The sequence below is a fragment of the Lysobacter sp. F6437 genome, assembly GCF_052547215.1.
Genome location: NZ_JBQWRB010000001.1, coordinates 1,682,005 through 1,706,622 on the forward strand (window position 1 = coordinate 1,682,005; position 24,618 = coordinate 1,706,622).

Annotated in this window: 23 protein-coding genes; 13 read left to right on the plus strand and 10 right to left on the minus strand. The window is 68.5% G+C overall.

Annotated elements, in window-relative coordinates; all coding sequences use genetic code 11:
• The first annotated feature begins 27 nt into the window (after positions 1–27).
• Complete coding sequence (locus tag ACT9F5_RS07815) at positions 28–756, plus strand: SapC family protein (RefSeq protein ID WP_445119518.1); 729 nt, start codon at positions 28–30, stop codon at positions 754–756.
• Positions 743–1,756 (plus strand): cupin-like domain-containing protein, encoded by a 1,014-nt coding sequence (locus ACT9F5_RS07820; protein ID WP_445119317.1) that lies wholly within the window; start codon positions 743–745, stop codon positions 1,754–1,756. Before ACT9F5_RS07815 ends, ACT9F5_RS07820 begins: the two co-directional genes overlap by 14 nt.
• A gap of 17 nt (positions 1,757–1,773) precedes the next feature.
• On the opposite strand, the gene ACT9F5_RS07825 is transcribed toward ACT9F5_RS07820, so the two are convergent.
• On the minus strand, positions 1,774–2,478 hold the full coding sequence (locus ACT9F5_RS07825) for a dienelactone hydrolase family protein (protein WP_445119318.1): 705 nt from the start codon (positions 2,476–2,478) through the stop codon (positions 1,774–1,776).
• A 441-nt stretch (positions 2,479–2,919) separates the two neighbouring features.
• Here ACT9F5_RS07825 and ACT9F5_RS07830 point away from each other — a divergent pair, with 441 nt between their 5' ends.
• Positions 2,920–3,339 (plus strand): hypothetical protein, encoded by a 420-nt coding sequence (locus ACT9F5_RS07830; RefSeq protein ID WP_445119319.1) that lies wholly within the window; start codon positions 2,920–2,922, stop codon positions 3,337–3,339.
• A gap of 21 nt (positions 3,340–3,360) precedes the next feature.
• Here ACT9F5_RS07830 and rpoD read toward each other — a convergent pair whose 3' ends face one another.
• Complete coding sequence (gene rpoD, locus ACT9F5_RS07835; RefSeq protein ID WP_445119320.1) at positions 3,361–5,265, minus strand: RNA polymerase sigma factor RpoD; 1,905 nt, start codon at positions 5,263–5,265, stop codon at positions 3,361–3,363.
• 103 nt (positions 5,266–5,368) lie between these two features.
• On the minus strand, positions 5,369–5,809 hold the full coding sequence (gene dtd, locus ACT9F5_RS07840) for a D-aminoacyl-tRNA deacylase (protein WP_445119321.1): 441 nt from the start codon (positions 5,807–5,809) through the stop codon (positions 5,369–5,371).
• Between the two features lie 184 nt (positions 5,810–5,993).
• On the opposite strand from dtd, the gene ACT9F5_RS07845 reads away from it, so the two are divergent.
• Genes ACT9F5_RS07845 through ACT9F5_RS07855 form a run of 3 tightly spaced genes read left to right on the plus strand, consistent with a single transcriptional unit; the run spans position 5,994 to position 8,997 of the window.
• On the plus strand, positions 5,994–6,929 hold the full coding sequence (locus tag ACT9F5_RS07845) for a lauroyl acyltransferase (protein WP_445119322.1): 936 nt from the start codon (positions 5,994–5,996) through the stop codon (positions 6,927–6,929).
• Between the two features lie 39 nt (positions 6,930–6,968).
• Positions 6,969–7,496, plus strand: a complete 528-nt coding sequence (locus ACT9F5_RS07850; protein ID WP_445119323.1) for a PH domain-containing protein — start codon at positions 6,969–6,971, stop codon at positions 7,494–7,496.
• Positions 7,489–8,997, plus strand: a complete 1,509-nt coding sequence (locus ACT9F5_RS07855; protein ID WP_445119324.1) for a PH domain-containing protein — start codon at positions 7,489–7,491, stop codon at positions 8,995–8,997. The genes ACT9F5_RS07850 and ACT9F5_RS07855 overlap by 8 nt, the downstream gene beginning before the upstream one ends.
• 18 nt (positions 8,998–9,015) lie before the next feature.
• Here ACT9F5_RS07855 and ACT9F5_RS07860 read toward each other — a convergent pair whose 3' ends face one another.
• Genes ACT9F5_RS07860 through ACT9F5_RS07875 form a run of 4 tightly spaced genes read right to left on the minus strand, consistent with a single transcriptional unit; the run spans position 9,016 to position 13,754 of the window.
• Positions 9,016–10,032 (minus strand): glycosyltransferase, encoded by a 1,017-nt coding sequence (locus tag ACT9F5_RS07860; protein WP_445119325.1) that lies wholly within the window; start codon positions 10,030–10,032, stop codon positions 9,016–9,018.
• Positions 10,032–11,069 (minus strand): CDP-glycerol glycerophosphotransferase family protein, encoded by a 1,038-nt coding sequence (locus ACT9F5_RS07865; protein ID WP_445119326.1) that lies wholly within the window; start codon positions 11,067–11,069, stop codon positions 10,032–10,034. Before ACT9F5_RS07865 ends, ACT9F5_RS07860 begins: the two co-directional genes overlap by 1 nt.
• On the minus strand, positions 11,069–12,025 hold the full coding sequence (locus tag ACT9F5_RS07870) for a glycosyltransferase (RefSeq protein ID WP_445119327.1): 957 nt from the start codon (positions 12,023–12,025) through the stop codon (positions 11,069–11,071). Before ACT9F5_RS07870 ends, ACT9F5_RS07865 begins: the two co-directional genes overlap by 1 nt.
• Positions 12,026–12,077: 52 nt before the next feature.
• Positions 12,078–13,754 (minus strand): glycosyltransferase family 39 protein, encoded by a 1,677-nt coding sequence (locus ACT9F5_RS07875; RefSeq protein WP_445119328.1) that lies wholly within the window; start codon positions 13,752–13,754, stop codon positions 12,078–12,080.
• A 197-nt stretch (positions 13,755–13,951) separates the two neighbouring features.
• Here ACT9F5_RS07875 and ACT9F5_RS07880 point away from each other — a divergent pair, with 197 nt between their 5' ends.
• Together ACT9F5_RS07880 and ACT9F5_RS07885 are read left to right on the plus strand one after the other, a co-directional pair.
• Positions 13,952–14,677: a glycosyltransferase gene (locus tag ACT9F5_RS07880; RefSeq protein ID WP_445119329.1), complete on the plus strand. Its 726-nt coding sequence runs from the start codon at positions 13,952–13,954 to the stop codon at positions 14,675–14,677.
• 1 nt (position 14,678) lies between these two features.
• Entirely contained in the window at positions 14,679–15,071 is a 393-nt protein-coding gene (locus tag ACT9F5_RS07885; protein ID WP_445119330.1) for a lipid-A-disaccharide synthase N-terminal domain-containing protein, read from the plus strand.
• On the opposite strand, the gene rsmB is transcribed toward ACT9F5_RS07885, so the two are convergent.
• Genes rsmB through def form a run of 3 tightly spaced genes read right to left on the minus strand, consistent with a single transcriptional unit; the run spans position 15,047 to position 17,818 of the window.
• A complete protein-coding gene (rsmB, locus tag ACT9F5_RS07890) occupies positions 15,047–16,345 on the minus strand; it encodes a 16S rRNA (cytosine(967)-C(5))-methyltransferase RsmB (protein WP_445119331.1) in 1,299 nt (432 codons plus the stop codon). The genes ACT9F5_RS07885 and rsmB overlap by 25 nt on opposite strands.
• A gap of 6 nt (positions 16,346–16,351) precedes the next feature.
• A complete protein-coding gene (gene fmt / locus ACT9F5_RS07895; RefSeq protein WP_445119332.1) occupies positions 16,352–17,275 on the minus strand; it encodes a methionyl-tRNA formyltransferase in 924 nt (307 codons plus the stop codon).
• A gap of 30 nt (positions 17,276–17,305) precedes the next feature.
• Positions 17,306–17,818, minus strand: a complete 513-nt coding sequence (gene def, locus ACT9F5_RS07900; RefSeq protein ID WP_445119333.1) for a peptide deformylase — start codon at positions 17,816–17,818, stop codon at positions 17,306–17,308.
• Between the two features lie 174 nt (positions 17,819–17,992).
• Here def and ACT9F5_RS07905 point away from each other — a divergent pair, with 174 nt between their 5' ends.
• The 5 genes from ACT9F5_RS07905 to ACT9F5_RS07925 all read left to right on the plus strand — a co-directional run bounded on the left by ACT9F5_RS07905 (position 17,993) and on the right by ACT9F5_RS07925 (position 24,479).
• Entirely contained in the window at positions 17,993–19,144 is a 1,152-nt protein-coding gene (locus tag ACT9F5_RS07905) for a LysM peptidoglycan-binding domain-containing protein (RefSeq protein WP_445119334.1), read from the plus strand.
• Positions 19,145–19,221: 77 nt separating this feature from the next.
• A complete protein-coding gene (gene dprA, locus ACT9F5_RS07910) occupies positions 19,222–20,523 on the plus strand; it encodes a DNA-processing protein DprA (protein ID WP_445119335.1) in 1,302 nt (433 codons plus the stop codon).
• A gap of 85 nt (positions 20,524–20,608) precedes the next feature.
• On the plus strand, positions 20,609–21,097 hold the full coding sequence (locus ACT9F5_RS07915; RefSeq protein WP_445119336.1) for a DUF494 family protein: 489 nt from the start codon (positions 20,609–20,611) through the stop codon (positions 21,095–21,097).
• 231 nt (positions 21,098–21,328) lie between these two features.
• On the plus strand, positions 21,329–23,791 hold the full coding sequence (locus ACT9F5_RS07920; RefSeq protein ID WP_445119337.1) for a DNA topoisomerase I: 2,463 nt from the start codon (positions 21,329–21,331) through the stop codon (positions 23,789–23,791).
• Positions 23,792–23,915: 124 nt separating this feature from the next.
• Complete coding sequence (locus ACT9F5_RS07925) at positions 23,916–24,479, plus strand: Sua5/YciO/YrdC/YwlC family protein (RefSeq protein ID WP_445119338.1); 564 nt, start codon at positions 23,916–23,918, stop codon at positions 24,477–24,479.
• The last annotated feature ends 139 nt before the right edge of the window (positions 24,480–24,618 follow it).

The window sequence follows — 24,618 nt, forward strand, 5'->3', positions numbered from 1 at the left end:
TGACGGAGACCTGTAGTGGTGAATGCCGTGGTGAATGCGGTACTGCTGAACAACATCGACCACCGCGACCTGCGCGTCGATCCGCGCCGCGGCGCACGTTTCGACGACGACCGGGTGATGTCCTCGGTGACGTTCCCGGCCGAGTTCCGCAACGTGCAGGCGCACTACCCGATCGTGTTCCGCACGACTGGCGACGGTGGCTTCCAGCCGATCGCGCTGTTCGGACTGCGCGAGGGCGAGAACCTGTTTCTGAAGAAGAGCGACGGTCCCGACGGCGAGAGTTGGGACGCGACCTGCCTGCCGCTCGCGGTGGAGCGCCAGCCGTTCCTGATCGGCACCTCGGACGACGGCGGGCTGCTGATGCACATCGACCTCGACAGTCCGCGCGTGGGCACCACGACCGGTGAGCCGCTGTTCCGCGAACACGGCGGGACCACCGATTTCCTCGACCGCATGAACTCGGTTCTATTGGCGTTGTACGAAGGCCTGCAGGGCACGGCGGCATTCATCGATTCGCTTGTGCGCCATGAGCTGCTGGAGCCGTTCGCACTGGACGTCCGGCTCGACGACGGCTCGCAACTCCGCCTCGCCGGCCTGCATACCATCGCCGAGGAACGGCTGCGCGCGCTCGATGGCGATGCGCTCGCGCAGCTGTCGCGCGACGGCCACCTGGAAGCGGCCTACATGGCCGTCGCCTCGCTTTCGAACCTGCGCATCCTGATCGAGCGGATGAACCGCACACATGCCGGTCGATAACCCGATCCGGGAGCTCGCCGGCGTCGATCCACGCGCACTGCCGGACGACGTCCTGCATTCCACGACGCCGGTGGTCCTCCGGGGGCTGGTCGATGCATGGCCGCTGGTGCGGGCCGCACGCACGTCGCCGGAAGATGCGGCCGCCTACCTGCAACGTTTCGACCACGGCACGATGCCGGCGGTCGCGATGGTCGCGCCGCCCGAGGTCAAGGGGCGCATCTTCTACGATGACGACCTGCAGGGCTTCAACTTCCGCCACGAGCGGATCCCCCTCGCGGTCGCGCTGAAGACCTTGCTGAAGTACCTGCACGACGACGCGGCGCCGACGATCTACCTCGGCGCCACCACCATCGACACCTACCTGCCGGGGCTGCGCGCCGAGAACGACCTGGACCTGGGCGACCGCGATGCGTTGGCCAGCGTGTGGATCGGCAACCGCTCGCGGATCCCCGCGCACCAGGACCTGCCCGACAACCTCGCCTGCGTCGCGGCCGGCCGTCGCCGCGTCACGCTGTTCCCGCCGGACCAGCTCGCCAACCTGTACATCGGCCCGCTCGACTTCACTCCCGCGGGACAGGCGGTCAGCCTGGTCGATTTCGACGCGCCCGACCTCGCGCGCTTCCCGCGCTTCGCCGAGGCGCTAAGGCAGGCGCAGGTCGCCGAACTCGGCCCCGGCGACGCGGTGTTCATCCCGAGCATGTGGTGGCACCACATCGAGGCGCTGGACGGCTTCAACGTGCTGGTCAACTACTGGTGGCGGCACAGCCCGGCATGGATGGACACGCCGATGAACGCACTGATGCTCGCGATCATGACCGTCCGCGAGCTGCCGCCGGAGCAGCGCGCGATCTGGCAGGACGTATTCCGCCATTACGTGTTCGAGCCCGGCGACGCCACCGCCGACCACATCCCGGAGGGCGCGCGCCGCGTGCTGGCGCCGCTGGATGAAACCGGTGCGCGGGCACTGCGTGCCCACTTGCTGCAGCGCCTCAATCGCTGACGGCAGCCCGACGTTTTCTAAGCCGTGGCGAAGCGCACCGAGAGCCAGTCGCCAAGGTCGCGGATCTGCTCGGCACAGACCTGGTGCGCCATCGGATAGGCATGCCAGTCGAGCGTGAACCCCAACGCACGCAACCGTGCCGCACCGGCCTCGCCGGCGGCGAACGGCACCACCGGATCGAACTGGCCGTGCGCCATGAACACCGGCTGCGCGCGCGCCGCGGCCGGCACCGAAGACTCCAGGCCAGCCAGAGCCGCCGTCGACAACGGCAGGTAGGTCGACAACGCGACCACCCCGGCCAACGCCTGCGAGCGCCGCAACCCCGCCGCCAGCGCGACCGCGCCGCCCTGCGAGAATCCGGCAAGCACCACACGCTCCGGCGCGACTCCACGCTCGCCCTCGCGAGCGATCAGCGCCTCGACCTGCGCCACCGACTGGTTGACCCCGGCCTCGTCGGCACGGTCGGCCATGCGCCCGGCGTCGAGACTGACGATGTCGTACCACGCCCGCATCGACATGCCGTTGTTGATCGTCACCGGCCGCACCGGCGCATGCGGGAACACGAAGCGCAGCGCCGGCCAGTCCTTGCGGACCAGTTCCGGCACGATCGGCGCGAAGTCGTTGCCGTCGGCACCGAGGCCATGCAGCCAAAAGACGGTCCAGGTCGGCGACGGACCGGTTTCATGTTCAACGGTTTCGAGGAGCTGCGCGGTATCGTTCATCGCGTCATTGTCGCCGCTGCGCGCGGAGGCGGCCAGCAGCGAAGGTATGGTCTGGGCCCACCAGGACTCGAACCTGGAACCAAGGGATTCGCGTATTCCATCGGTTTCCCGATGGCGCGGACTATCTCTTCACCCTCCGCTGAAGCGGGTGGGGTGCGGGACGCTCGAGCCTGTTATCAAGGGCGCTGAAGCCCCCAGGTAGTCTCTGCACCTTCCGTCGGTGTACCGCCGGCTTGGCTCAGGGTTGCCACCGTCCGCGCCAGGCGCGCCGCTGAGGTTTCCCTGAATTCATCCCGATCCCGTCCACGGATTACGCCGTGGCGGCACCTTATCGATGAGTCCCCTGCTCTAACCAATTGAGCTATAGGCCCGTAGGGCAAGATCTTACCGAATCCACGCAATCGAACCGCATTGAACGGATCTTTGGATTATTCTGATTTGATGAAATCCGAACTTCGCTGTGTGGAATGCGGTCAACCGCTCCAAGGTCGCCAGCGGCGATTCTGTTCGCTGACTTGCAAGAACCGCGATACCAACAATCGGCACCAGAACTACGCCAGCCAACAGGCACGTGGCCTGCGCCGCAAACTCCAGCTGATCGACGAGGCGGGTGGTTGCTGTACCGCATGCGGCTACAAGCGCAACTTCGCCGCGTTGACCTGGCATCACAGGGACCCAGCCGCCAAGGCGTTTGCCCTCGACGTGCGCGCCATGTCGAATCGCAGCGAGACCGAGATCAGAGCGGAGGTCGCCAAGTGCGTGCTGTTATGCGCGAATTGCCACGCCGAGGTGCACTTTCCTTCGCTCTCCATCCCGTTGCCCGACCGAAAAAACGACAACGGCCGCAAGCGCGGCCGTTGAAGCAAAGCAAAGTCGCGAGAGTTACTCGATATCGAGGAAGCTGCGCAGCTGTTCCGAGCGGCTCGGATGACGCAGCTTTCGCAGCGCCTTGGCCTCTATCTGGCGGATCCGCTCACGGGTGACATCGAACTGCTTGCCGACTTCCTCGAGGGTGTGGTCGGTGTTCATGTCGATGCCGAAGCGCATGCGCAGCACCTTGGCCTCGCGCGGGGTCAGCCCGGCCAGCACGTCGCGCACGGTCTCCGACAGGTTGATGTCGGTGGTCGCGTCGACCGGGGACATCACGTTGGTGTCCTCGATGAAGTCACCCAGATGGCTGTCCTCGTCGTCGCCGATCGGGGTCTCCATCGAGATCGGCTCCTTGGCGATCTTCATGACCTTGCGGATCTTGTCCTCGGGCATGTCCATCTCTTTCGCCAATTCTTCCGGCGTCGCCTCGCGGCCGTACTGCTGCAGCATCTGGCGGCTGATGCGGTTGAGCTTGTTGATCGTCTCGATCATGTGCACCGGGATGCGGATGGTACGCGCCTGGTCGGCAATGGACCGGGTGATCGCCTGGCGGATCCACCAGGTCGCGTAGGTCGAGAACTTGTAGCCGCGGCGGTACTCGAACTTGTCGACCGCCTTCATCAGGCCGATGTTGCCTTCCTGGATCAGGTCGAGGAACTGCAGGCCGCGGTTGGTGTACTTCTTGGCGATCGAGATCACCAGGCGCAGGTTGGCCTCGACCATCTCGCGCTTGGCCTTGCGCGCCTTGGTCTCGCCGTAGGCCATGGTGCGGCTCATTTCCTTGAGGTCGCCCAGGGTGATGCGCATCGCCTGCTCGGTGGCGATCGAGGCCTGCTGCTCGGCGATGATCAGGTCCTTGACGTCGCGCAGGCCCGAGGCCCACTTCTGCTTGCGCTTGAGCAGCTCGTCGACCCATTCCAGGTTGGCCTGGTTGCCGTCCCACGAGCGGATGAAGTCCTTGCGCGGCATCTTGGCGACGCGGGTGGCCAGCTCGAGGATGCGGCGCTCGTGGCGCTTGAGCTCGGCGACGGTGTCGCGCATGTTGCGCACCAGGGTGTCGGTCAGCGGCAGCGGCAGCTTGAGGGTGACGAAGATCTCCGCCATGTCCTCGCGCAGCTTGACCACCGACTTGTGGCTCGGGCCGTGCTTGGCGTAGGCCTTCTCGAACTTGCCGTACAGCGAGACCAGGTTTTCGAAACGCTCGGTGACGATCAGCGGATCGGGGCCGGTCGGGCCCTCGTCGGCGCTCGAATCGTCATCATCGTCGTCGTCGGAATCGTCGTCGCTGTCGTCGTCGTCCTTGCCCTTCGCATCCTTGCCGTTCTTGTCGTCCTTGCCGTTCTTCGCCTTGTCGTCGGCGACCGGAGCGGGCGCCGGCGGCGGCTCGTCAAGCATGTCGAGGAAGCCGACCAGCAACTCGGCCAGGCGCTTCTTGCCGGCCTTGTGCAGCTCGTAGTCCTGCAGGATCAGCTCGATCGTGCCCGGGAACAGCGCGATCGAGGCCTGGACCTGGTTCAGGCCCTCCTCGATGCGCTTGGCGATCGCGATCTCGCCCTCGCGGGTCAGCAGCTCCACCGTACCCATCTCGCGCATGTACATGCGCACCGGGTCGGTGGTGCGGCCACCCTCGGCGTCGATGCCGGTCAGCGCGGCGGCGGCTTCCTCGGCGGTCGAGTCATCGACCTCGCGGTTGGAGCCGCCATCGGCGAGCAACAGCGTCTCGGCGTCGGGCGCAACCTCGTGCACCTCGATGCCCATGCCGTTGATCATGCCGATGATGTCCTCGATCTGCTCCGGATCGACGATGTCGTTCGGGAGGTGATCGTTGACTTCGGCATAGGTCAGGTAGCCCTGCTCCAGACCCTTGCTGATCAGCGATTTGATGTCGGACTGGGGGGCCTGACGTTCGTTGGCCATACGGCTGCGCCACCACGTAATTGGAGGGAAATGAACCGTCTATTATACCAGCCCGCCTGCTCGAACGCCCGGAAGGACGCGGTTACAGGGTCTGGCCGGGCACTCAGGCCCGCAGAAGGAAGGTGACCGGGCCGTCGTTGACCAGGCTGATCACCATATGGGCACCAAAGCGCCCGGTTTCCACCCCCGGGGCGTGTTTTTCGCGGCAGGTTCGCAGCAATTGGTTGAACACCGGTTCAGCCGCGGCGGGCTCGGCGGCGGTGCTGAAGCCCGGGCGCATGCCGCTGGAGGTGTCGGCGGCAAGGGTGAACTGGCTGACCAGCAGCAGGCCGCCGCCGGTGTCGGACAGGCCGAGGTTCATCCGGCCGGCTTGGTCCGCGAACACGCGGTAGCCGAGCAGGCGCTGGGCCATGCGCGCGACCTGGGCGTCGCCGTCGCCGGGCTCGATCCCGACCAGCGCGAGCAGCCCGGGACCAATCGCGCCGACGGTGTCGTCGTCGATGCGGACGGAGGCCTGGGTGACGCGCTGGATCAGGGCGAGCATCGCGACAGGATAGCGAGGCCATCGATCGAGGGGCGAGTCCTGCAGGAGCGGCTTCAGCCGCGATCTGGAATCGGCGCGCGCGGACGATTATCCGATCGCGGCTGAAGCCGCTCCTACAGAAGCCGCTCCTACAAAAGCGTCTTTTGGCCGCTGGCGCCGCGGGGCGCCGGCTACACTGCGGCCGATGACCGACCTCGCTGCCCGCCTGCTGCATGCCCTCGTTGCCTTGCTGGCACGCTTGCCGTGGCGCTGGCTGATGCGGTTGGCCGATGCGCTGGCGGCGCGCTCGCTGCGAAGTGACAGCCGCGAGGCGCGAGTGGCGCGCTGCAACCTCGAACTGGCCTATCCCGAACTGTTGCCGGGGCAGCGCGAGCAGTTGTTGCAGTCGATCCTGCGCAGCACCGCGCGGCAGCTGCTCGGCACCCTGCGGCTGTGGACCCGGCCACACGCCGAGAACCTCGCACTGATCCGCGAGCAGCACGGTACCGACCTGCTCGACGCCGCGATCGCCGCTGGCAAGGGCGTGATCATCGTCGCCCCGCACCACGGCAACTGGGAACTGCTGAACCAGTGGCTGGCCGCGCGCACGCCGCTGGCGATCCTGTACGCGCCGCCGGAATCAAAGGTCGGCGCGGCGTTCCTGCAGCGGGTGCGCGCCAGTGACGACAACGCCGCGCGGGTGACCCAGGTCCGCGCCGAGGGGGCGTCCGGGGTGCGCCAGTTGTTCAAGCGACTGGCCGCGGGCGGCGTGGTCGGCATCCTGCCCGACCAGCAACCCAAGCGCGGCGACGGCGAGTTCGGCCCGTTCTTCGGGGTCGAGGCGCTGACCATGACCCTGGTCGGCCGGCTGGCCGCGCGCAGCGGCGCGGCGGTGCTGGTGGCCTGGTGCGAGCGGATCGAAGGGGACAGCGGCCCGGCGTTCGCGCTGCATGTCGCGCCGACACCGACGGAGATCGCCGACCCCGACCCACGCACCAGTGTCAGCGCACTCAACGCGGCGATCGAGCGTGTTGCCCGGCGCGACCCGTCGCAGTATCAATGGACCTACAAACGCTTCTCGCTGCGCCCGTCCGGACGCGGCGAGGACAACCCGTACTGGCCAAGTTGCTATCGCCGTTGATGCCGGCGCGGTCGCGTCAACAACACCAGGGGAATTGCTGTGCACGACCCAGCTCCGTCAGCCCATCCGGTCGAGCCGGCCGACCCGTTCGACCCGTCGGCCTGGCAGCCGTTGCCACCGCGCTCGCGCAACCTGTTCCTGATCGGCACGGTGCCGCTGGCGGGCGCGGTCGGGCTGGGCGCCGGCGTGGTCTGCGCGTTGGCAATGGACCGGTCGAGCACCGGGATGGTCGCGATCGCCGTGCTGGGGTTGCTGCTCGGCGCCGCATTCGGCCTGTGGCTGGGCCTGAAGCAGTACCGCCACACCTTCTGGCGGCTCGACGACGAGGGTCTTGCGGTGCGCCGTGGCCGGCTGTGGCAACGCGAGACGCGGGTCCCGGCCAGCCGGGTCCAGCACCTCGACCTCAAGCACGGGCCGCTGCAACGCGGCCGCGCACTGGCGACCCTGGTCGTGCATACCGCCGGCACCCGCCACGGCGCGGTGACCGTGCCCAACCTCGATGGCGCCGATGCCGAGCGACTGCGCGACCGGCTCGGCCGCCAGATAGACCACGACGACGATGACTGAGGCCGAACCGCAGCCGCCGGCGCCGACCGCCAGCGCCACCGATGCCGAGCGCCGCCTGCACCCGATGTCGTGGCTGTTCGTGCTGCTGGCGCAGCTCAAGCAGTTCATCGTGCCGCTGCTCGCGCTGCTGGTGTTTGGACAAGGCGATCGCAACGAGTTGTGGCCGCTGATCGGCGTCGGCGTGCTCGCGCTGGTGTCGTTGTGGCAGTACTTCACCTATCGCTACGGCGTGGCCGGCGACGCACTGGTGGTCCGCAGCGGCTTGCTGGAACGCAGCCTGCGGGTGATTCCGTTCGCCCGCATCCACAACGTCGCCTTGCAGCAGTCGATGCTGCATCGGGTGTTCGGGGTCGCCGAGGTGCGGCTGGAATCGGCCGGCGGCAAGAAGCCCGAAGCCGAGATGCGCGTGCTCAAGCTGGAGGACGCGCTGGCGCTGGAGACGCTGGTGCGGCAACGCGGCCGGGCGGCCGGCCCCGCAGCGGCGGCCGCGAGCGTAGCGTCGGACACGCTGCTGGAACTGTCGCCGGGCGAAGTGCTGCGGCTCGGGCTGGTGTCAAACCGCGGGCTGATCCTGGTGGCGGCGGCGTTCGGCGGCGCCTCCCAGTTCAACCGCGAGCTGATTCCCAACCTGTTCGAACACTGGGGCAAGGCGCTGTTCGGCTGGGCCGGCGAACGCCACTTCGGCGTCGCCGAATATGCCGTTGCCGCGATCAGCCTCGCGCTGCTGGCGGTGCTGCTGATGCGGCTGCTGTCGATCGTGCTGGCGCTGCTGCAGTACTACGGCTTCCGGCTCAGCGAACACGGCCGCCGGCTGACGGTCGAGCGCGGACTGCTGGCGCGCTGGCGCACGAGTGTCTCGCGCCGGCGGATCCAGGCCTGGACCTTGCGCGAAGGACTGCTGCATCGCTGGCTTCGGCGACAGACGCTGGAGGTCGACACCGCGGTCGGTGAGCAGCAGAACCAGCAGCGCGCGTTGCGCGAGGTCGCGCCGATCGCGCCGCCCGGCAAATGCGCCGAACTCGTTGCCCACCTGCTGCCGGCGAAGGGCTGGGACAGCCTGTCGTGGCAACCGTTGCCGCCCCGCAGCTGGTGGCGGCTGTGGCTGCCATCGGTGCCGTGGGTGCTGTTGGCTGCGGCAGTGCTGGCCTGGAACCTGGGTGGCTGGGGCCTGCTCGCGCTGGCGTGGCTGCCGTGGTCGGCATTCAAGGCGCGGCGGCGTGCCGCGCGCGCGGCGTGGGCGCTGGGCGACGAGCTGGTCGCGATACGCGAGGGCTGGATCAACCGCTACTGGCGCTTCGCCGAGATCGACAAGCTGCAGGCGCTGCAGCTGACCCGCAACCCGGTCGACCGCCGCTGCGGCACCGCAACGGTGTGGCTGGACACCGCCGGCGCCGGGGCGATGTCGCCGCCGCTGCGCGTGCGGTTCCTGCCGCTGGCCGAGGCGCAGGCGCTGTACGCGACGCTGTCGCGGGAAGTGGCGCGGCGGCCGCTGCGCTGGTGACCGGTCGGTTCGCGCGGCTCAGGCGCCGCGCAGGCGGGCCAGGCCTTCGCGGTAGAACGCCTCGACCTGTGCCAGCTTCGACTCGATCCGGAACGCATCCATCGGGTACGACAGCCGACGCTGTCCCGCCGCGTGCATCCGCTGCAACGCCTTGGCCATCGCCCCGGCATCGTCGATCGGCACCGGTGACTCGGGCAGTTGCGATGCCAGGTGGCGCGCGCCCTCGCTGGCGGTGGCGACGATCGGCAGGCCGGCCTGCATGGCCTCCAGCAGCACTAGCCCGAACGGTTCCCGGCGCGCCGCGCTGACGAACCCGTCGAACGCCGCCAGCCAGTCCTGCGGATGCTCGGCGAACCCCGGCATCAGCACCTCCGGCCCGGCCTGCCCGCGCACCGCCTTCCACGCCTTGCCCTGGCCGACGATCACCAGCCGCGCATCGGGCAACTGTGCGCGTTCGAACGCCTCGACCAGCACGTCCAGCCCCTTGGCCGGCTCGACCCGGCCCAGCGCACCGACCACGAACGTGCCGTCGTCGATGCCGTGTTCGGCGCGCAACCGCGCACGTGCACCGTCGCTGGGGTGTCGCGGCAACGTCCAGTTGTCGACCTGCACCGTGTGGGCGCGCAGCGGTTCGGGGATCGCATCCAGCTGCCACGGCGCGATCGCGATCAGCCCGTCCAACGGTGCGTGCTGGCTCGGTTTGTAGTGGATGTGCAGGGTCGCCACACGCAGGCAGCCGGGCACGTCGAGCCCGTGCAGCGCGCGGCAACCGCCACTGAGGTGCGCATGCGCGACCTCCGGCCGCAGCCGCCGCAACACGCGGCGCGCCTGCCATGCGGTGAACAGATCACCGACCACCTCGACCTTGACCCGCGGATCAACCCGGTGGGCGATCGCATCGGCGCGCGACGCGGTGCCGGCACGGCGCAGCACCACCGTCACGTCATGCTCGGCGGCCTGCGCCGCGGCCAGCTCCAGCGCATGGCGTTCACTGCCGGCGAAGCGGCTGGTCAGGATCAGGTGGACGATGCGCATCAGGCAGGCCCCCAGTAACGCAGGCGCCGGCGCAACTTGAACTTGCGCCACGGGTCGAGCGGTCGACGCTTCAGCGACGCGGTGCCGCCCTCGGCGAGGAAGCGGTCGACCGCCTCCAGCGTGCGCTCGCTCGAACGCCCGTCGCGATACGGATGGGTGCGCTCGGCAAATTCGCGGATCGCCGCCATCAGCTCCGGCGGGCGCGACAACGCGCGTTCGATCGCCGGCTCGAAGTCGGCCGGATCGTCGATATCGATCAGCTGCGGCCCCGGTCGGCGGTTCTTGAACGTCACCACCGGCTTGCCGGTCAGCAGGAACTCGCTCAGCGCCGACGAGGTGTCGGAACACATCATGTCGACCTGTCCGAACAGGTCGAGGATGTTGTCATCGTCGGCGAAGCGCAGGTGTTCGTTCTCCAGCGCGCGGTACATCGCGACCACTTCCGGATCCATCTTCGGGTGCAGGGTCACGATCCAGCGCCAGCGGCCGTCGCGCGACAGTCGTTTGACCTCGTCATGCAGCAGCTTCGCCGCGCTCCACGAGGGCGAGAAAGTCGAGTGATAGAGGATCACCGGCGGCTCGCGCACCGATGGCAACGTCTCCGGCAGGCCGCTCAGGAACGGATCGAGCTTGGGCCAGCCGGTCTCGATCACGCGGAAGAAGCGCTTGCGATCGGCCAGCGCCTGGAATGCCGCGGTGTCCTGCGGCCCGGTGGTGCAGTACAGGTCGAAGAACGGGCGGATGTAGATGTGCCGCGGCTTGCCGGCGTCGAAACCGTGGAAGGTCTGCACCTTCACGCCGGGGAAGAAGTGCGGCAGCGCGTTGCTCGAGGTGAAGATCGCGGTCGGGTTCCAGTCGCGCACCTGCTCGACGCTGGTGAGCAGGTGTTCGTCGGCGATCAGTTCGTCAGCGCCGTCGCCGCCATCGAAGAACCACGCCGCCTCGTCGCCGCGCGCACGCGCCGCCGCCTGCAGCGGCCGCAGGATGCCGAGCGCGTAACGCACCGAGCCGTAAAGCAGGTAGCGGTTACCAGCCATCAATCCTCCATCGCGATCTGTACGAAGTTGTTGCGGAACGCGGCGTCGTTTTCCTCGAACCGTGTCCGCGCCCGGCGCGAACGGGTCTCGCGCTCGGCCAGCGGCATCACCAGCACGCGATCGACCGCGACCTCGATGTCATCCGGATCGACCCGGTAGCTCGGCGCGAGCCCCAACGATCCTACGCTGGACGGCGGGATCAGCATGCCGTGGCTGTCGTCGACCAGCTCGTTCATCGGCTCACCGTCGACGGTAAGGGTGATTGCGCCGACGCTCATCGCCTCCATCAGGCAATGGCCGAAGCCCTCGGCTTCCGACGGACAGATGTGGAAGCGATGGGCGTTCTGCAGCCGGCGGACTTCGGCGTCGTCGACCTTGCCGATGCGATGTTCGATGTTGGAAGCCGGCGGGCCGGGACGTGCATAGCGCGGGCCCTGCACCACCACCAGCCGCGGCCAGTCCGGACGCCTGCGCCACGCCGCCAGCACGGCCTCGGTGCCCTTGACCGGGCTGCGTCCGGCCAGGTGGAGGAACGCATCCTCGCGCGGCACCGCGGCATCCAGCCGGTCGTCGCTGGTGAAGCCGATGTGCCGGGTGCGGCAACCGAGTTCGCCGAATATCCGTCCGGCGTGACGGGTCTTGCACAGCACGGCGCCGAACCGCGGCAAGGTCGGCTTCCACTTGTCGCGGAACCACTCGGGGTTCGGGATCAGCAGATTGCGACGGCCCAGTCCGAGCGAGAGCGGGTAGACGTGTTCCAGCGATATCTGCAGGTCGGCCCGGCCGCGCCAGCTGCGCGCCGCCCACAAGCCTGCCTCGCGCAACATGCGTACGCCCTTCTCGTTGCCGAAGCCCACCACCTCGACGTCGTGGCCGGCCTGCTCCATCAGTTGCGCGACCAGCCGCATGTCACGGGCCAGGCCGGCGCCGTTGTCGCGACCGAAAATTCTTGCCAATGGCATTCGGCAGGTCCATCCGCTTGCGGGGCGGACAGGATACGGCGCTTCTTCAGCGCGAACCGTGTTCGGCGCGGCAGGACACGGTGGCCGCGGCGGGCAGCAACCACCATCGGCGCCGGTTGGCGACGCCCAGGTCGACCGCGACGCTGCGGTCGATGCAGTCGCCCAGCGCCGACTCCTCGAACTGCAGCCAGCGCGTGGCCGGGGCATCGGCTTGCCACGCCAGTGCATCGCGGCGCTGCTCCGCGACCGGGCGGCGGAAGCCGAACGTGCGCGCCGGCCGGTCGGCCATCAGCAGATTCTGCTCCTTCCATGCGACCAGCCCGAGTTCGGCGTCGGCGCCGATCAGCGCGCCGGTACGCTGCATCAGCCCGCGCGCGGAACTGGCGTCGTTGAGCAACGGGTAGCCGATCAGGCCAAACCCGATCCACAACCCGGCCAAGGTGAAGAGCAATCCGGCTACCGCGCCCCGCACCCGCCACCACGCGAGCGCGCCGAGCCCGAACACGCCGATACCCAGCACCATCGCGCCCAGCGCATTCGCCCCGTCGACCAGTCCCCGTGCCTCATCAAGCTTCTGCTCGAACGACGGCTCGCCGGCCAGCACCCAAGCACCGGCCAACGCCAGCCCCGTCGACAGCAACAGCGCGAACGCGAACGCCAGTCGTCGCGGCCACGGCTTGGCGACGATCACTGCCAACCACGGCCCCAGCAACAGGCACAGCATCGGCAGCGCCGGCAGGATATAAACCTCGCGTTTGCCGCGGCTGAGGCTGAAAAACAGCACCACCAGCGCGATCCATGCCAGCGGCAGCAACACCCGCGCATCGCGTCCGCGCAGCGCCTCGCGCCAACGCGGGATCGCCCACGGCAGCGCCAGCACCGCCGGCAGCCACTGACTGGCGATCACTCCGCCGAAATACCACCACGGCTGATGGTGGTGCCAGGCATTGGCATAGCGCTGCGCGGTCTGCTTCAGCAGGATGTTGTCGGCGTAGGCGTGCAGCGCCGGGTCACCACTGGCCTGCACCGACCACAGCATCGGCAGCAGCCACGCCAGCACCGGCGCGAGCAACGCCACCAAGCCCAGCGCGAATCGTGTCGCGCTCATCCGCGACAAGCCAGGCCAGCCGCGCCACGACGCCCACGCCGCGGGCAGCAACACCAGCAATGCGACCACCCCGACGCCCTTGCTGATGACCCCTAGCCCGGCAGCGAACCAGCCCAGCAGCCACATCCGATTGTCCGGCCCGCACAGCAGGTGCCGAAGCAGTCCGTACACCGACAGGGTAATGAAGAACGTCACGGTCGGATCGATCTGCGCGCGCTTGGCCTGCCAGGTGAACTGGATTGCGAACAGCAGCGCCCACGCGGCATACGCACCGGCTTGCGGGGTCCAGAGGCAACGGCCGAGGTCACGCACCAGTGCCAGCGTGCCGAGTGCGGCCAGCAGTGACGGCAGCAGGAAGGCGATCCGCAACTGCCCGGTCATTTGCAGGAACAGCGCCTGCAGCCACATGAATAACGGCGGCTTGTCCGGATACAGCTCGTCGCCGCGCATCGGAAACAGCCACTGGCCCGACTCGACCATCTGCCGCGCAACCAATGCGTAACGCGGCTCGTCGGCCGGCCACGGGTCACGCAGGCCGAGCCCGGCGCCGATCAGCAGTAATGCGACCGTCCAGAACAGCCAGCGTTCGCGATTGACTTCGATCCCTGGGCGCACGTGACAAGTCCCTCCGGATGGCGGTCGGGGTAGGCCGCCTGCGGGCAGAGTATCGATGCCGCACGGTCGGAAAATTGTCCAGACGCCCGCGTCCACGCCCTGCCACGCCGGCGCTTCCTCACCGCGTCTGAACAAATTTCCGACAGGGATCCGGCGACACTGGCCCGCAGCTCCGCAATCCGATGTGCGACCCGCCCATGAACCCTGCTCTCCCACTGTCGGTGGTCGTGCCGGCCTTCAATGAACACGACAACATCGTGCCGCTGGTCGAAGAAGTGGTGGCGGCGCTGCGTGGCGTGGTCGCATTCGAGCTGGTGGTCGTCGATGACTGCTCCAGCGACGGCACCCTCGGTGCGTTGCAGGCGCTGAAGTCGCGGGTGCCCGAACTGCGCGTGTTGCACCACGCCGCACGCAGCGGCCAGAGCGTCGCGATCCGCAACGGGATCAAAGCGGCCCGAGGCGACTGGATCGCGACCCTCGACGGCGACGGCCAGAACGACCCGGCCGATATCCCGATGCTGCTGGCCGCGCGCGCGGCCGCGGCGCCCGGGGTCAAGCTGTTCGCCGGCTGGCGGGTCGAACGCCACGACTCCGCCGGCAAGCGCCGGGCATCGCGCTGGGCCAATGCGATCCGGGCCCGGATGCTCGGCGACGACACCCCCGACACCGGCTGCGGCACCAAGTTGTTCGAGCGCGCCGCGTTCCTCGAACTGCCATTCTTCAACCACATGCACCGCTACCTGCCGGCGTTGATGCAACGCGACGGCTGGCTGACGGTCAGCGTGCCGGTCAACCATCGCCCGCGCAGCCACGGCCAGTCGAAATACAACAACTTCGGCCGCGCCTGGGTCGGCCTGCGTGACCTGCGCGGGGTGGCGTGGCTGATCCGGCGCGGCAGCACCACGCGCGCCGAGGAGTACTGACATGCCTGCCGACTTCATGAACACCGAACTTGCCTGGTTGACGTGGACCGGGCTGCACATGTCGCCGTGGAAGATCATCGGCCTGACCGGCGCGCTGATGTTCGGCTCACGCTGGCTGGTGCAGTTCCTGGCTTCGCGCAAGGCGCGCCAGCCGGTGATTCCGCGGCTGTTCTGGTACATGAGCCTGCTGGGCAGCGCGATGACGCTGGCCTACTTCGTGTTCTCGCACAAGCAGGACGCGGTCGGGATCGTGCAGAACCTGTTTCCCGCATTCACCGCCGGCTACAGCCTGTGGCTGGATATCCGCCACCGCGGCTGGAATCGCGACCGCAATGAAAGCGACGACCACGCTGCGGCGGAATTGCCGGCTCAGGCCTTGCGTAGACGCGCGTAGAAGAAGCCGTCCATGCCATCCTCGCCGGGCAGGCGTTGGCGGCCGACGCCGCTGGCGTGGCCGAACCTGGCGTCGAGTGGTTCGGCGGTTGCGTCGGGCGTGCGCGCGAGGAAGGCGTCGACCTGCGTGGCGTTCTCGGCCTTGAGGATCGAACAGGTCGCGTACAGCAGCACGCCGCCGGGGGCGACGGTGCGCCACAGCGCGTCGAGCAACGCGGCCTGGGTTCTGGCCAGTGCGGTGAGGTCGGACTCGCGCCGGTGCAACAAGACGTCGGGCTGGCGCCGGATGATGCCGGTGGCCGAACACGGTGCGTCCAGCAGCACCGCGTCGAATGCGCTGCCGTCCCACCAGTTGTCGATGTCGGCAGCATCGGCGGCGCGCAGTTCGGTGTTGCCGTCGAGCTGCAGGCGATCGAGGGTTTCGCGGACCTGCCGCAGCCGCGTCGGGTCGATGTCGAGCGCGGTCAGCCGCAGGGTCGGGTCGCGTTCGAGCAGGTGCGCGGACTTGCCGCCGGGCGCGGCGCAGGCATCCAGCACGCGCGCGCCGGGCGCCGGTGCGAGTGCATCGGCGACGCGCTGGGCGGCGCCGTCCTGTACCGACACCGCGCCGTCGGCGAAACCCGGCAGCGTGGCAACCGGTACCGGGGTATCGAGCCGCAGGCCGTCGGCGAGGTCGGGATCGGACGTCGCCTCGATGCCGGCTTGCTGCAACTGTTCGCGATAGTCGTCGCATGCGCCCTGCCGGCGATTGACCCGCAGCCACAGCGGCGGTGCCTGCGCGCTGGCGGCGAAGATGGCATCGCTCTGTCCGGGCCAGTCGTGCTCGATCCGCGCACGCAACCATTGCGGCCATTGCGCGCCCGCCTCGGCGACCGGCAGACCTTCGCGCAGTGCGCGTCGCATCAACGCGTTGACCAGCCCGGACTGGTGCTGGCGGCCGAGCACGCGCGCGGCTTCGACGGTCGCGGCGACGGCCGCGTGCGGTGGCAGGCCGATCGGATCGAGCTGGGCGAAGCCGGCCAGCATCAGCGCATGCAGTTCGCGATCGCGCTTGGCCAGCGGGCGCGGCAACCATGCGGCCAACGCCGCGTCGAAACGTGCGCCCTCGCGCAGTACCGCAAAGCAGATCGCCTCGACCAGCGCGCGGTCGCGTGGATCGGGCAACTGCTTGAGCGAGGTCGCCAGTTCCGCTTTGAGCGACCGGCCGTTGTGCAGCACCGCGTCGAGCACGCGGGTGGCGATGACGCGCGGTTGGGTTCCGACCGTCGGCTTCATGGGCGGTTATGCACCCGCCAGCAGGTCGCGTCGGCCGTTGAGGTAATCGGCGGCGGTCATCGCCTTGCCACCGTCGCGTTGCAGCACACGGATACGCAATGCGCCTTCGCCACTGGCAACGTCGATGCCATCGCGGCCGGTCAGCAGGATGGTTCCCGGCGCGGCGCCGTGGGCCAGTGGCAACGCCACCGCGCCATGCAGGCGCACACGTTCACCGGCCAGCTGCGCCTCGGCCATCGGCCACGGATTGAACGCGCGCACGGTGTTGGCCAGTTCGGTCGCCGGGCGACTCCAGTCGAGCCGCGCCTCGGCCTTGTCTAGCTTGTGTGCGTAGGTGACGCCTTCGACCGGCTGCGGTTGCGGCACCGGGCGGATGCCGGCACGCAACAGGCCGAGACCGTCGGACAGCACCTGCGCGCCGAGTTCGGCGAGGCGGTCATGCAGTTTGCCGCCGGTCTCGTCGGCAGCGATGTCGATCGCCTGCTTCAGCAACACCGGACCGGTATCCAGGCCCTTCTCCATCTGCATCAGGCAAACCCCGGTCTGCGCATCGCCGGCCTGGATCGCGCGCTGGATCGGCGCCGCACCGCGCCAGCGCGGCAGCAATGAGGCGTGCACGTTCCAGCAACCGTGGGTCGGGATGTCGAGCACCGCCTGCGGCAGGATAAGTCCGTAGGCAACCACCACCAGCAGGTCGGGCTTGAGCGCAGCGAGCGCCTCGCGCGACAGCGGCGACTTGAAGCTCTCCGGCTGCAGCACCTCGATCCCGCGGATCAGCGCCTCGCGCTTGACCGGCGACGGCGCCAGCGTACGGCCACGCCCAGCCGGTCGATCGGGCTGGGTGTACACGGCAACGACTTCATTTCGTTGGGCCGCCGCACGCAGGCACGGCACGGCGAACTCGGGGGTTCCGGCGAAAACAATTCTCATGTGGCGATTCTACAACCGCCGCCGCGACACTCAGGCCGCGTTGCGCTTGGCCTTGGCCAGCTTCTTGCGCACCATCTCGCGCTTCAGCGGCGACAGGTAATCGACGAACAGCTTGCCCAGCAGATGGTCCATCTCATGCTGCACGCAGACCGCCAGCAGGTCGTCGACCTGCAGCTCGAACGGCCGGCCGTCGCGCCCGATCGCCTTGACCGTGATCCGGTCGGAGCGGGTCACGTCGGCGAAGATCCCAGGCACCGACAGGCAACCTTCCTGGCAGACCTGCTCGCCGGTGCGCTCAGTGATCTCCGGGTTGATGAACACCAGCGGCTGGTCTTTCTCTTCGCTGACGTCGATCACCATGAAGCTCTGGTGCACATCGACCTGACTCGCCGCCAGGCCGATGCCGGGCGCGGCGTACATGGTCTCGAACATGTCGTCGAGCAATTGCTGGAATTCCGGCGATGCCACGTGCGACAGGTCGACGGGCGCGGCGACGGTGCGCAGGCGCGGATCGGGGAATTCGAGTATCGGTAAAAGGGCCATGGCTCTGAAAATGGGGGCGTGGGTCACAACCACAAGCAGCCGATGGATTGTAACGCTGTTGAGGGGTCGGATTGCTTGCAACCGCGCGGTTCTTCTGGGATATAGTGCGGGCAGCCCCCTCCGTCAGATACTGACGCTCGGGCGCACCTGCAAGGGGAATCAGGTAGAACTGCCATGCTAAAACCGATCCGTGCGGTGATGACCGCTGCGTTGTTGACTATTGCCGCCCATGCGTTGGCCGCCGAGATTCGTGGCGACCATCCGGACACCTACGTGGTGCAGAAGGGCGACACCTTGTGGGATATCGCCGGGCGCTTCCTCGAGAAGCCGTGGCTGTGGCCGGAAATCTGGCAGGCCAACCCGCAGGTGGCCAATCCCCACCTCATCTATCCGGGCGACGTGCTGTCGCTGGCCTACCTCGACCGCGTGACCGTGGCCGAAGCCGGCCCGCGCGAGGTCGCCCCGGTGACCGGCGTGCCGCTGTCGGAGGTCGAGCCGTTCCTGAAGGACCTGCGGGTGGTCGACGAGTTCGAGCAACTGCCATACGTGGTGTCGCTCGAGACCGAGCGGCTGCGCAGCACCCAGGGCCAGGTCGCCTACATCGAGGGCCTGGAGAACGCACAGCCAGGCCAGCGTTACCAGGTGGTCCGTCCGACCCAGCGCTACACCCGGCTGGATCGCGAAGCCTGCTGCGACATCTTCCACAAGGACGATCTCGATTTCCGCGGCAAGCGCACGATCGATTTCGAGCAGTACTGGACCAACGCGGTGGTGTCCGACAACGGCCACGAGCTGCTTGGCTACGAGCTGATGCGGCAGAACACCGGCACCGTCACCCGTGGCGAAGTCGGCGGCATCGAGGTCACCACCCTGCTGCTGGACGACAGCGGTCGCGAAGTCCGGGTCGGCGATCGCCTGATCCCGGTCGAAGCCCAGCCCTACGACCTGCAGTTCTTCCCGCACGCGCCCAACCGCCAGCTCGACTTCGGTCGCGCCCGCATCATGGCGGTCGCCGACATGCTGAGCACCGGCGGTCCGCGCGACGTGGTGGCGATCTCGGTCGGTGCCCGCGACGGCGTCGACAACGGCACCGTATTCTCCAGCTGGCAGGTCGGCAATTCGGTGGTCGACCGCGTCGAGAACGGGCCGTGGGACCGCAGCGAGGACACCTTCGGCAAGAACAGCAAGGTGCGCCTGCCGGACGAGTTCGCCGGCCACCTGATGGTGTTCCGCACCTTCGACAAGGTCAGCTACGCGCTGGTGATGGATGCAATCCGGCCGATCCAGGTCGGCCATGAGCTCAAACACCCGGACGCGCCTTACTGATCGCCCGGGGATTTCCCTACGGCTACACGCGACGGCGCCCTAGGGCGCCGTCGTCGTTTGCGGCCGATGCTGGGCGGATGCCGACCCCGGACTCTCCCCGCCCCGAACTCTTCATCGACGACCCGGCGCGCTCCGGGTCGCCCGCATCCACCGCCGACACGGCCGCCGATGTCGAAGCCCTGCTGCGCCTGCTCGCCTGCGGTGGCGCCGCCGCGCCGCGGCGACTTCTGCTGGAACAGGCGCGACCCGCGGCCGTGATCGCCGCTGGCGCACCGCTGTGGCGCGCCAGCGGCCTGTCCGCGGCCCAGGTCACCGCATTGCGCGGGCCCGCACCGGCCGAGCTGGGTAGTGCCCGCGACTGGCTCGCAGATGGCGACCACCACCTGCTCGGCTGGCACCACCCCGACTACCCGCCGCTGTTGCGGCGCAGCCCGAATCCGCCGCTGGCGCTGTTCGTGGCCGGCGACCCCGCCCTGCTGTGGCGGCCCGCGGTGGCGATCGTGGGCAGCCGCTCGCCGACCCCGGTCGGCCGCGAGAACACGGTGGCGTTCACCCGCGCACTGGGCGCCGCCGGCCTGCTGGTCGCCAGTGGCATGGCGGCCGGCATCGACACCGCCGCCCACCATGCCGCCCTCGCCAGCGATGCGCTGACCGTGGCCGTCCTCGGCACCGGGCCGGACGTGGCGTACCCACGCAGCAACCGCGACCTGCACGGAAAGATCGCCAAACAGGGCGCCATCGTCAGCGAACACCTGCCGGGAACCGGGCCGCGCAAGGAGCATTTCCCGAGCCGGAACCGGATCCTCGCCGGACTCAGCCTCGGCACCCTGGTGATCGAGGCAGCGCACCGCTCCGGCGCGCTGATCACCGCCCGGCTCGCCGCCGACTGCGGGCGTGAGGTGATGGCCCTGCCGGGCTCGATCCACAACCCGCTCGCGCGCGGCTGCCACCGCTTGATCCGCGATGGCGCCGCGCTGATCGAACATCCGCAGGAGGTGATCGACCTGCTCGCCCCGGCCGTGGCGGGCCTGGCCGGCGACTTGCGCCAGCGCCTGCTCGCCCCCACGTCGATGGGCCATGCCGTCGTCGGCGCCGGTCTTCACGATCCTGACCACGGAACGCTCACCCACCCGCCCGGGCCTGCCCGGATTGAACCGCCGGCCACCATCCGTGGTCCAAACCGGCAGTCGGAGGCCAACGACGATGCAGACAGCGACCACCACATCGTGTGGTGTGCGCTCGGTCACGACCCAACCGGTATGGACCAGTTGGTCGAACGCACCGGATTGACGGCCGCACGACTGTCATCCATGCTGCTGCTCATGGAGCTGGAGGGTCGCGTGGCGGCGCAACACGGCCGGTATTTTCGCAACCGTTGAACCCATGCGTGAATTTGCGCGGATGGTCCGGCGGTCTCAGCAACTCCTGACCCACCGCGCCGCTTGCGGCGCAGGCCGAGGGGAAATGAAAGAGAGCATCCTGGACGTCCTGCTGTACCTGTTCGAACACTACTTCACCGAAGATGCGGACCTCGTCCGCGACCGCGAAAACCTGCAAAGCGGCCCGCTGTTCCAGGAGCTGGGCCAGGCCGGATTCAGCCCGGCGGAGATCAACAAGGCCTTCGAATGGCTCGATGCGCTGGCCCTGCAACGGCCGGCGGCCACGCCTGCGCGCGCCGATGGCCCGATCCGGGTCTATGCCGGCCCCGAACTCGACCGGCTCGACACCGATTGCCGCGGCTTCCTGCTGTTCCTGGAGCAACGCGGCATCCTCGACGCCGGCCAGCGCGAACTGGTGCTGGACCGTGCGATGGCACTGGACCAGGACGGCATCGACCTCGACGACCTCAAGTGGGTCGTGCTGATGGTGCTGTTCAACCAGCCCGGCAGCGAGGCCGCCTACGCGTGGATGGAGACCCAGATGTTCGAGGAAGACCCGGAACCGGTGCACTGAACGGCCAGACCATCAATAATGTGTGCCTTGCGGCCGGCTTCGACCGGCCGCTCGCGCATCCGGCTTGACAGCGATGCCTGCCGCGTGATTCCACTAAAGAAGCATTCCTGAACGCCCGGGTCCACCCCGGGCGTCGGCCTTGTCCGGTTCCGGCCGTTCCCGGCACTCCCCTCCGGCTTGGACAGCGCGCCTTCACGGCGCGCCCTCGCCCCCAACGACAGGCTCTGCCGCGTGGCCAAGAACCTCCTCATCGTCGAGTCGCCGGCCAAGGCCAAGACGATCAACAAGTACCTCGGCAAGGACTTCATCGTCCTGGCCTCCTATGGCCACGTCCGCGACCTGGTGCCGAAGGAGGGCGCGGTCGATCCCGCCGCCGACTTCGCGATGCGCTACGACCTGATCGAGAAGAACGAGAAGCACGTCGCCGCGATCGCCAAGGCGGCCAAGGGCGCCGACGCCGTCTACCTCGCGACCGACCCGGATCGCGAGGGCGAGGCGATCAGCTGGCACATCGCCGAGATCCTGCGCGAGCGCGGCCTGCTCGACGGCAAGACCCTGCAGCGGGTGGTGTTCACCGAGATCACCCCGCGCGCGATCAAGGAGGCGATGGCGCAGCCGCGCGACATCGCCGGCGACCTGGTCGACGCCCAGCAGGCGCGCCGCGCGCTCGACTACCTGGTCGGTTTCAACCTGTCACCGGTGTTGTGGCGCAAGGTCCAGCGCGGCCTGTCCGCCGGCCGCGTGCAGAGCCCGGCGCTGCGCATGATCGTCGAGCGCGAGGAAGAGATCGAGGCGTTCAAGGCGCGCGAGTACTGGTCGATCGAGGCCGAGTGCCAGCACCCGAGCCAGGCCTTCAGCGCGCGCCTGACCAAGCTCGACGGACAGAAGTTCGAGCAGTTCACGATCACCGACGGCGACACCGCCGAGGCCGCGCGCCAGCGCATCGTGTCGGCGGCCAACGGCGCGCTGCACGTCACCGACGTCACCAGCAAGGAGCGCAAGCGCCGGCCGGCCGCGCCGTTCACCACCTCGACCCTGCAGCAGGAGGCCGCGCGCAAGCTCGGTTTCACCACCAAGCGCACCATGCAGGTCGCGCAGAAGCTCTACGAGGGCGTGGCGCTCGGCGATGAAGGCACGGTCGGCCTGATCAGCTACATGCGTACCGACTCGGTCAACCTGTCGGTCGAGGCGGTCAGCGAGATCCGCGACGTGATCGCGCGCGACTACGGCACCCGCGCGGTGCCCGACCAGCCGGTCACCTACAAGTCGAAGTCGAAGAACGCGCAGGAAGCCCACGAGGCGGTGCGCCCGACCTCGGCGCTGCGCACCCCGGCGCAGGTCTCGCGCTTCCTCGAGGACGACGCGCGCCGGCTGTACGAGCTGATCTGGAAGCGCGCGGTCGCCAGCCAGATGGTGCCTGCAACGCTCAATACGGTGTCGGTCGACCTCGCCGCCGGCAGCGAGCACAGCTTCCGCGTCTCCGGCACCACCGTGGTCGATCCGGGCTTCCTCGCCGTCTACGAGGAAGGCAAGGACGCCAAGGCCGCCGATGCCGACGACGAGGGCCGCAAGCTGCCGCCGATGAAGACCGGCGATCGCATCCCGCTCGACCGCATCCACGCCGACCAGCACTTCACCGAGCCGCCGCCGCGGTTCTCCGAAGCGAGCCTGGTCAAGGCGCTGGAGGAATACGGCATCGGCCGGCCGTCGACCTACGCCTCGATCATCGCGACCCTGCTGTTCCGCAAGTACGTCGAGCTCGACAGCCGCCGCTTCCGTCCGACCGATGTCGGCCGCGCGGTCAGCAAGTTCCTGTCGGCGCATTTCACCCAGTACGTCGACTACGACTTCACCGCCAAGCTCGAGGACGACCTCGATGCGGTGTCGCGCGGCGAGGAGGCCTGGGTGCCGTTGATGGAGCGCTTCTGGGAGCCGTTCCACGAGCTGGTCGAGGACAAGAAGGAATCGCTCGACAAGGTCGATGCCGGCAGCGTGCGCATCCTCGGCAACGACCCGGCCAGCGGCCGCCCGGTCAGCGCGCGCATCGGCAAGTACGGTCCGCTGGTGCAGATGGGCACGGTCGAGGACGAGGAGAAGCCGAAGTTCGCCTCGCTGCAGCCGGGCCAGAGCATCTACTCGATCAGCCTGGAAGCGGCGCTGGAGCTGTTCAAGATGCCGCGCGCCCTCGGCCAGCACAACGGCGAGGACGTCAGCGTCGGCATCGGCCGCTTCGGTCCGTTCGCCAAGCGCGGCAGCGTGTACGCCTCGCTGAAGAAGGAGGACGACCCCTACAAGATCGACCTGGAGCGCGCGGTGTTCCTGATCGAGGAGAAGGAGGAGATCGCCCGCAACCGGATCATCAAGGAATTCGCCGGCAGCGACATCCAGGTCCTCAACGGCCGCTACGGCCCGTACCTCAGCGACGGCAAGCTCAACGGCAAGATCCCGAAGGACCGCGAGCCGGCGTCGCTGACGCTGGAGGAAGTGGTCAAGCTGATGGAGGAAACCGGCAAGCCGATGCGCAAGGGCTTCGGCAAGAAGGCGCCGGCGAAGAAAGTGGCGAAGAAGGCCGCGGTCAAGAAGGTCGCGAAGAAGGCGCCGGCGAAGAAGGCCACAAAGAAGGCGACCAAGAAAGCCACCGCGAAAAAAGCCACGAAAAAGGTCGCCAAGAAAGCCGCCAAGCCCGCCGCCTAGCGCGCTTCTGTAGGAGCGGCTTCAGCCGCGATCGGAAATCGTTTGCCCGCACCGACTCCCGATCGCGGCTGAAGCCGCTCCTACAAGGGCCCTCGCACACCAGCGGCGGCGCTATGCTTTGCCCATGCCGGCCATCCCCGACCTGACCCCTGCCATCGCCGCCCTGCGCCGCGGCGGCGTCATCGCCTATCCGACCGAGGCGGTATGGGGCCTGGGTTGCGACCCGTTCGACCAGGCCGCGGTCACCCGCCTGCTGGCACTCAAGCAACGCCCGGTCGACAAGGGCCTGATCCTGATCGCCGGCGCGCGTGCCCAGCTCGACGGCCTGCTCGATTTGGATGCACTGCCGCGCGACCGCCACGACACCGTGCTGGCCTCCTGGCCCGGCCCGAATACCTGGATCATCCCCGCCACCACGAAGGTCCCACGCTGGATCACCGGCGACCACGCCGGCGTCGCGGTGCGGGTCAGCGCGCATCCGACCGTGGTCGCGTTGTGCGCCGCGTTCGGCGGACCACTGGTGTCGACCAGCGCCAACCCGGCCGGCGCCGAACCGCCCCGCCAACTGGATGCCTTCGACCCCGCCCTGCGCGATGCCATCGATGCGATCGTCGAGGGCGACACCGGCGGGTTGTCGAGCCCGACCAGCATCCGCGATGCGCGCAGCGGGACCACCCTGCGGTCCTGAACCGGCACGACCCCGCCGATGCCAACCCGTGTGCGTGGCAGCATGCGGCTTGTTCGCTCGCCGGCAGCTACTGGCGTTGCACCGGACCATTGACGGTCGGGTTCACCCGCGTCAACCGAAGCCGGTGCAAGATGACGGC

Coding starts and splice junctions, on each gene's coding strand:
- ACT9F5_RS07820 (WP_445119317.1), top strand. CDS start 743: ATGCCGGTCGATAACCCGATCCGGGAGCTCGCCGGCGTCGATCCACGC.
- ACT9F5_RS07825 (WP_445119318.1), bottom strand. CDS start 2,478: ATGAACGATACCGCGCAGCTCCTCGAAACCGTTGAACATGAAACCGGT.
- ACT9F5_RS07830 (WP_445119319.1), top strand. CDS start 2,920: ATGAAATCCGAACTTCGCTGTGTGGAATGCGGTCAACCGCTCCAAGGT.
- rpoD (WP_445119320.1), bottom strand. CDS start 5,265: ATGGCCAACGAACGTCAGGCCCCCCAGTCCGACATCAAATCGCTGATC.
- dtd (WP_445119321.1), bottom strand. CDS start 5,809: ATGCTCGCCCTGATCCAGCGCGTCACCCAGGCCTCCGTCCGCATCGAC.
- ACT9F5_RS07845 (WP_445119322.1), top strand. CDS start 5,994: ATGACCGACCTCGCTGCCCGCCTGCTGCATGCCCTCGTTGCCTTGCTG.
- ACT9F5_RS07855 (WP_445119324.1), top strand. CDS start 7,489: ATGACTGAGGCCGAACCGCAGCCGCCGGCGCCGACCGCCAGCGCCACC.
- ACT9F5_RS07860 (WP_445119325.1), bottom strand. CDS start 10,032: ATGCGCATCGTCCACCTGATCCTGACCAGCCGCTTCGCCGGCAGTGAA.
- ACT9F5_RS07865 (WP_445119326.1), bottom strand. CDS start 11,069: ATGGCTGGTAACCGCTACCTGCTTTACGGCTCGGTGCGTTACGCGCTC.
- ACT9F5_RS07880 (WP_445119329.1), top strand. CDS start 13,952: ATGAACCCTGCTCTCCCACTGTCGGTGGTCGTGCCGGCCTTCAATGAA.
- ACT9F5_RS07885 (WP_445119330.1), top strand. CDS start 14,679: ATGCCTGCCGACTTCATGAACACCGAACTTGCCTGGTTGACGTGGACC.
- rsmB (WP_445119331.1), bottom strand. CDS start 16,345: ATGAAGCCGACGGTCGGAACCCAACCGCGCGTCATCGCCACCCGCGTG.
- fmt (WP_445119332.1), bottom strand. CDS start 17,275: ATGAGAATTGTTTTCGCCGGAACCCCCGAGTTCGCCGTGCCGTGCCTG.
- def (WP_445119333.1), bottom strand. CDS start 17,818: ATGGCCCTTTTACCGATACTCGAATTCCCCGATCCGCGCCTGCGCACC.
- ACT9F5_RS07905 (WP_445119334.1), top strand. CDS start 17,993: ATGCTAAAACCGATCCGTGCGGTGATGACCGCTGCGTTGTTGACTATT.
- dprA (WP_445119335.1), top strand. CDS start 19,222: ATGCCGACCCCGGACTCTCCCCGCCCCGAACTCTTCATCGACGACCCG.
- ACT9F5_RS07915 (WP_445119336.1), top strand. CDS start 20,609: ATGAAAGAGAGCATCCTGGACGTCCTGCTGTACCTGTTCGAACACTAC.
- ACT9F5_RS07925 (WP_445119338.1), top strand. CDS start 23,916: ATGCCGGCCATCCCCGACCTGACCCCTGCCATCGCCGCCCTGCGCCGC.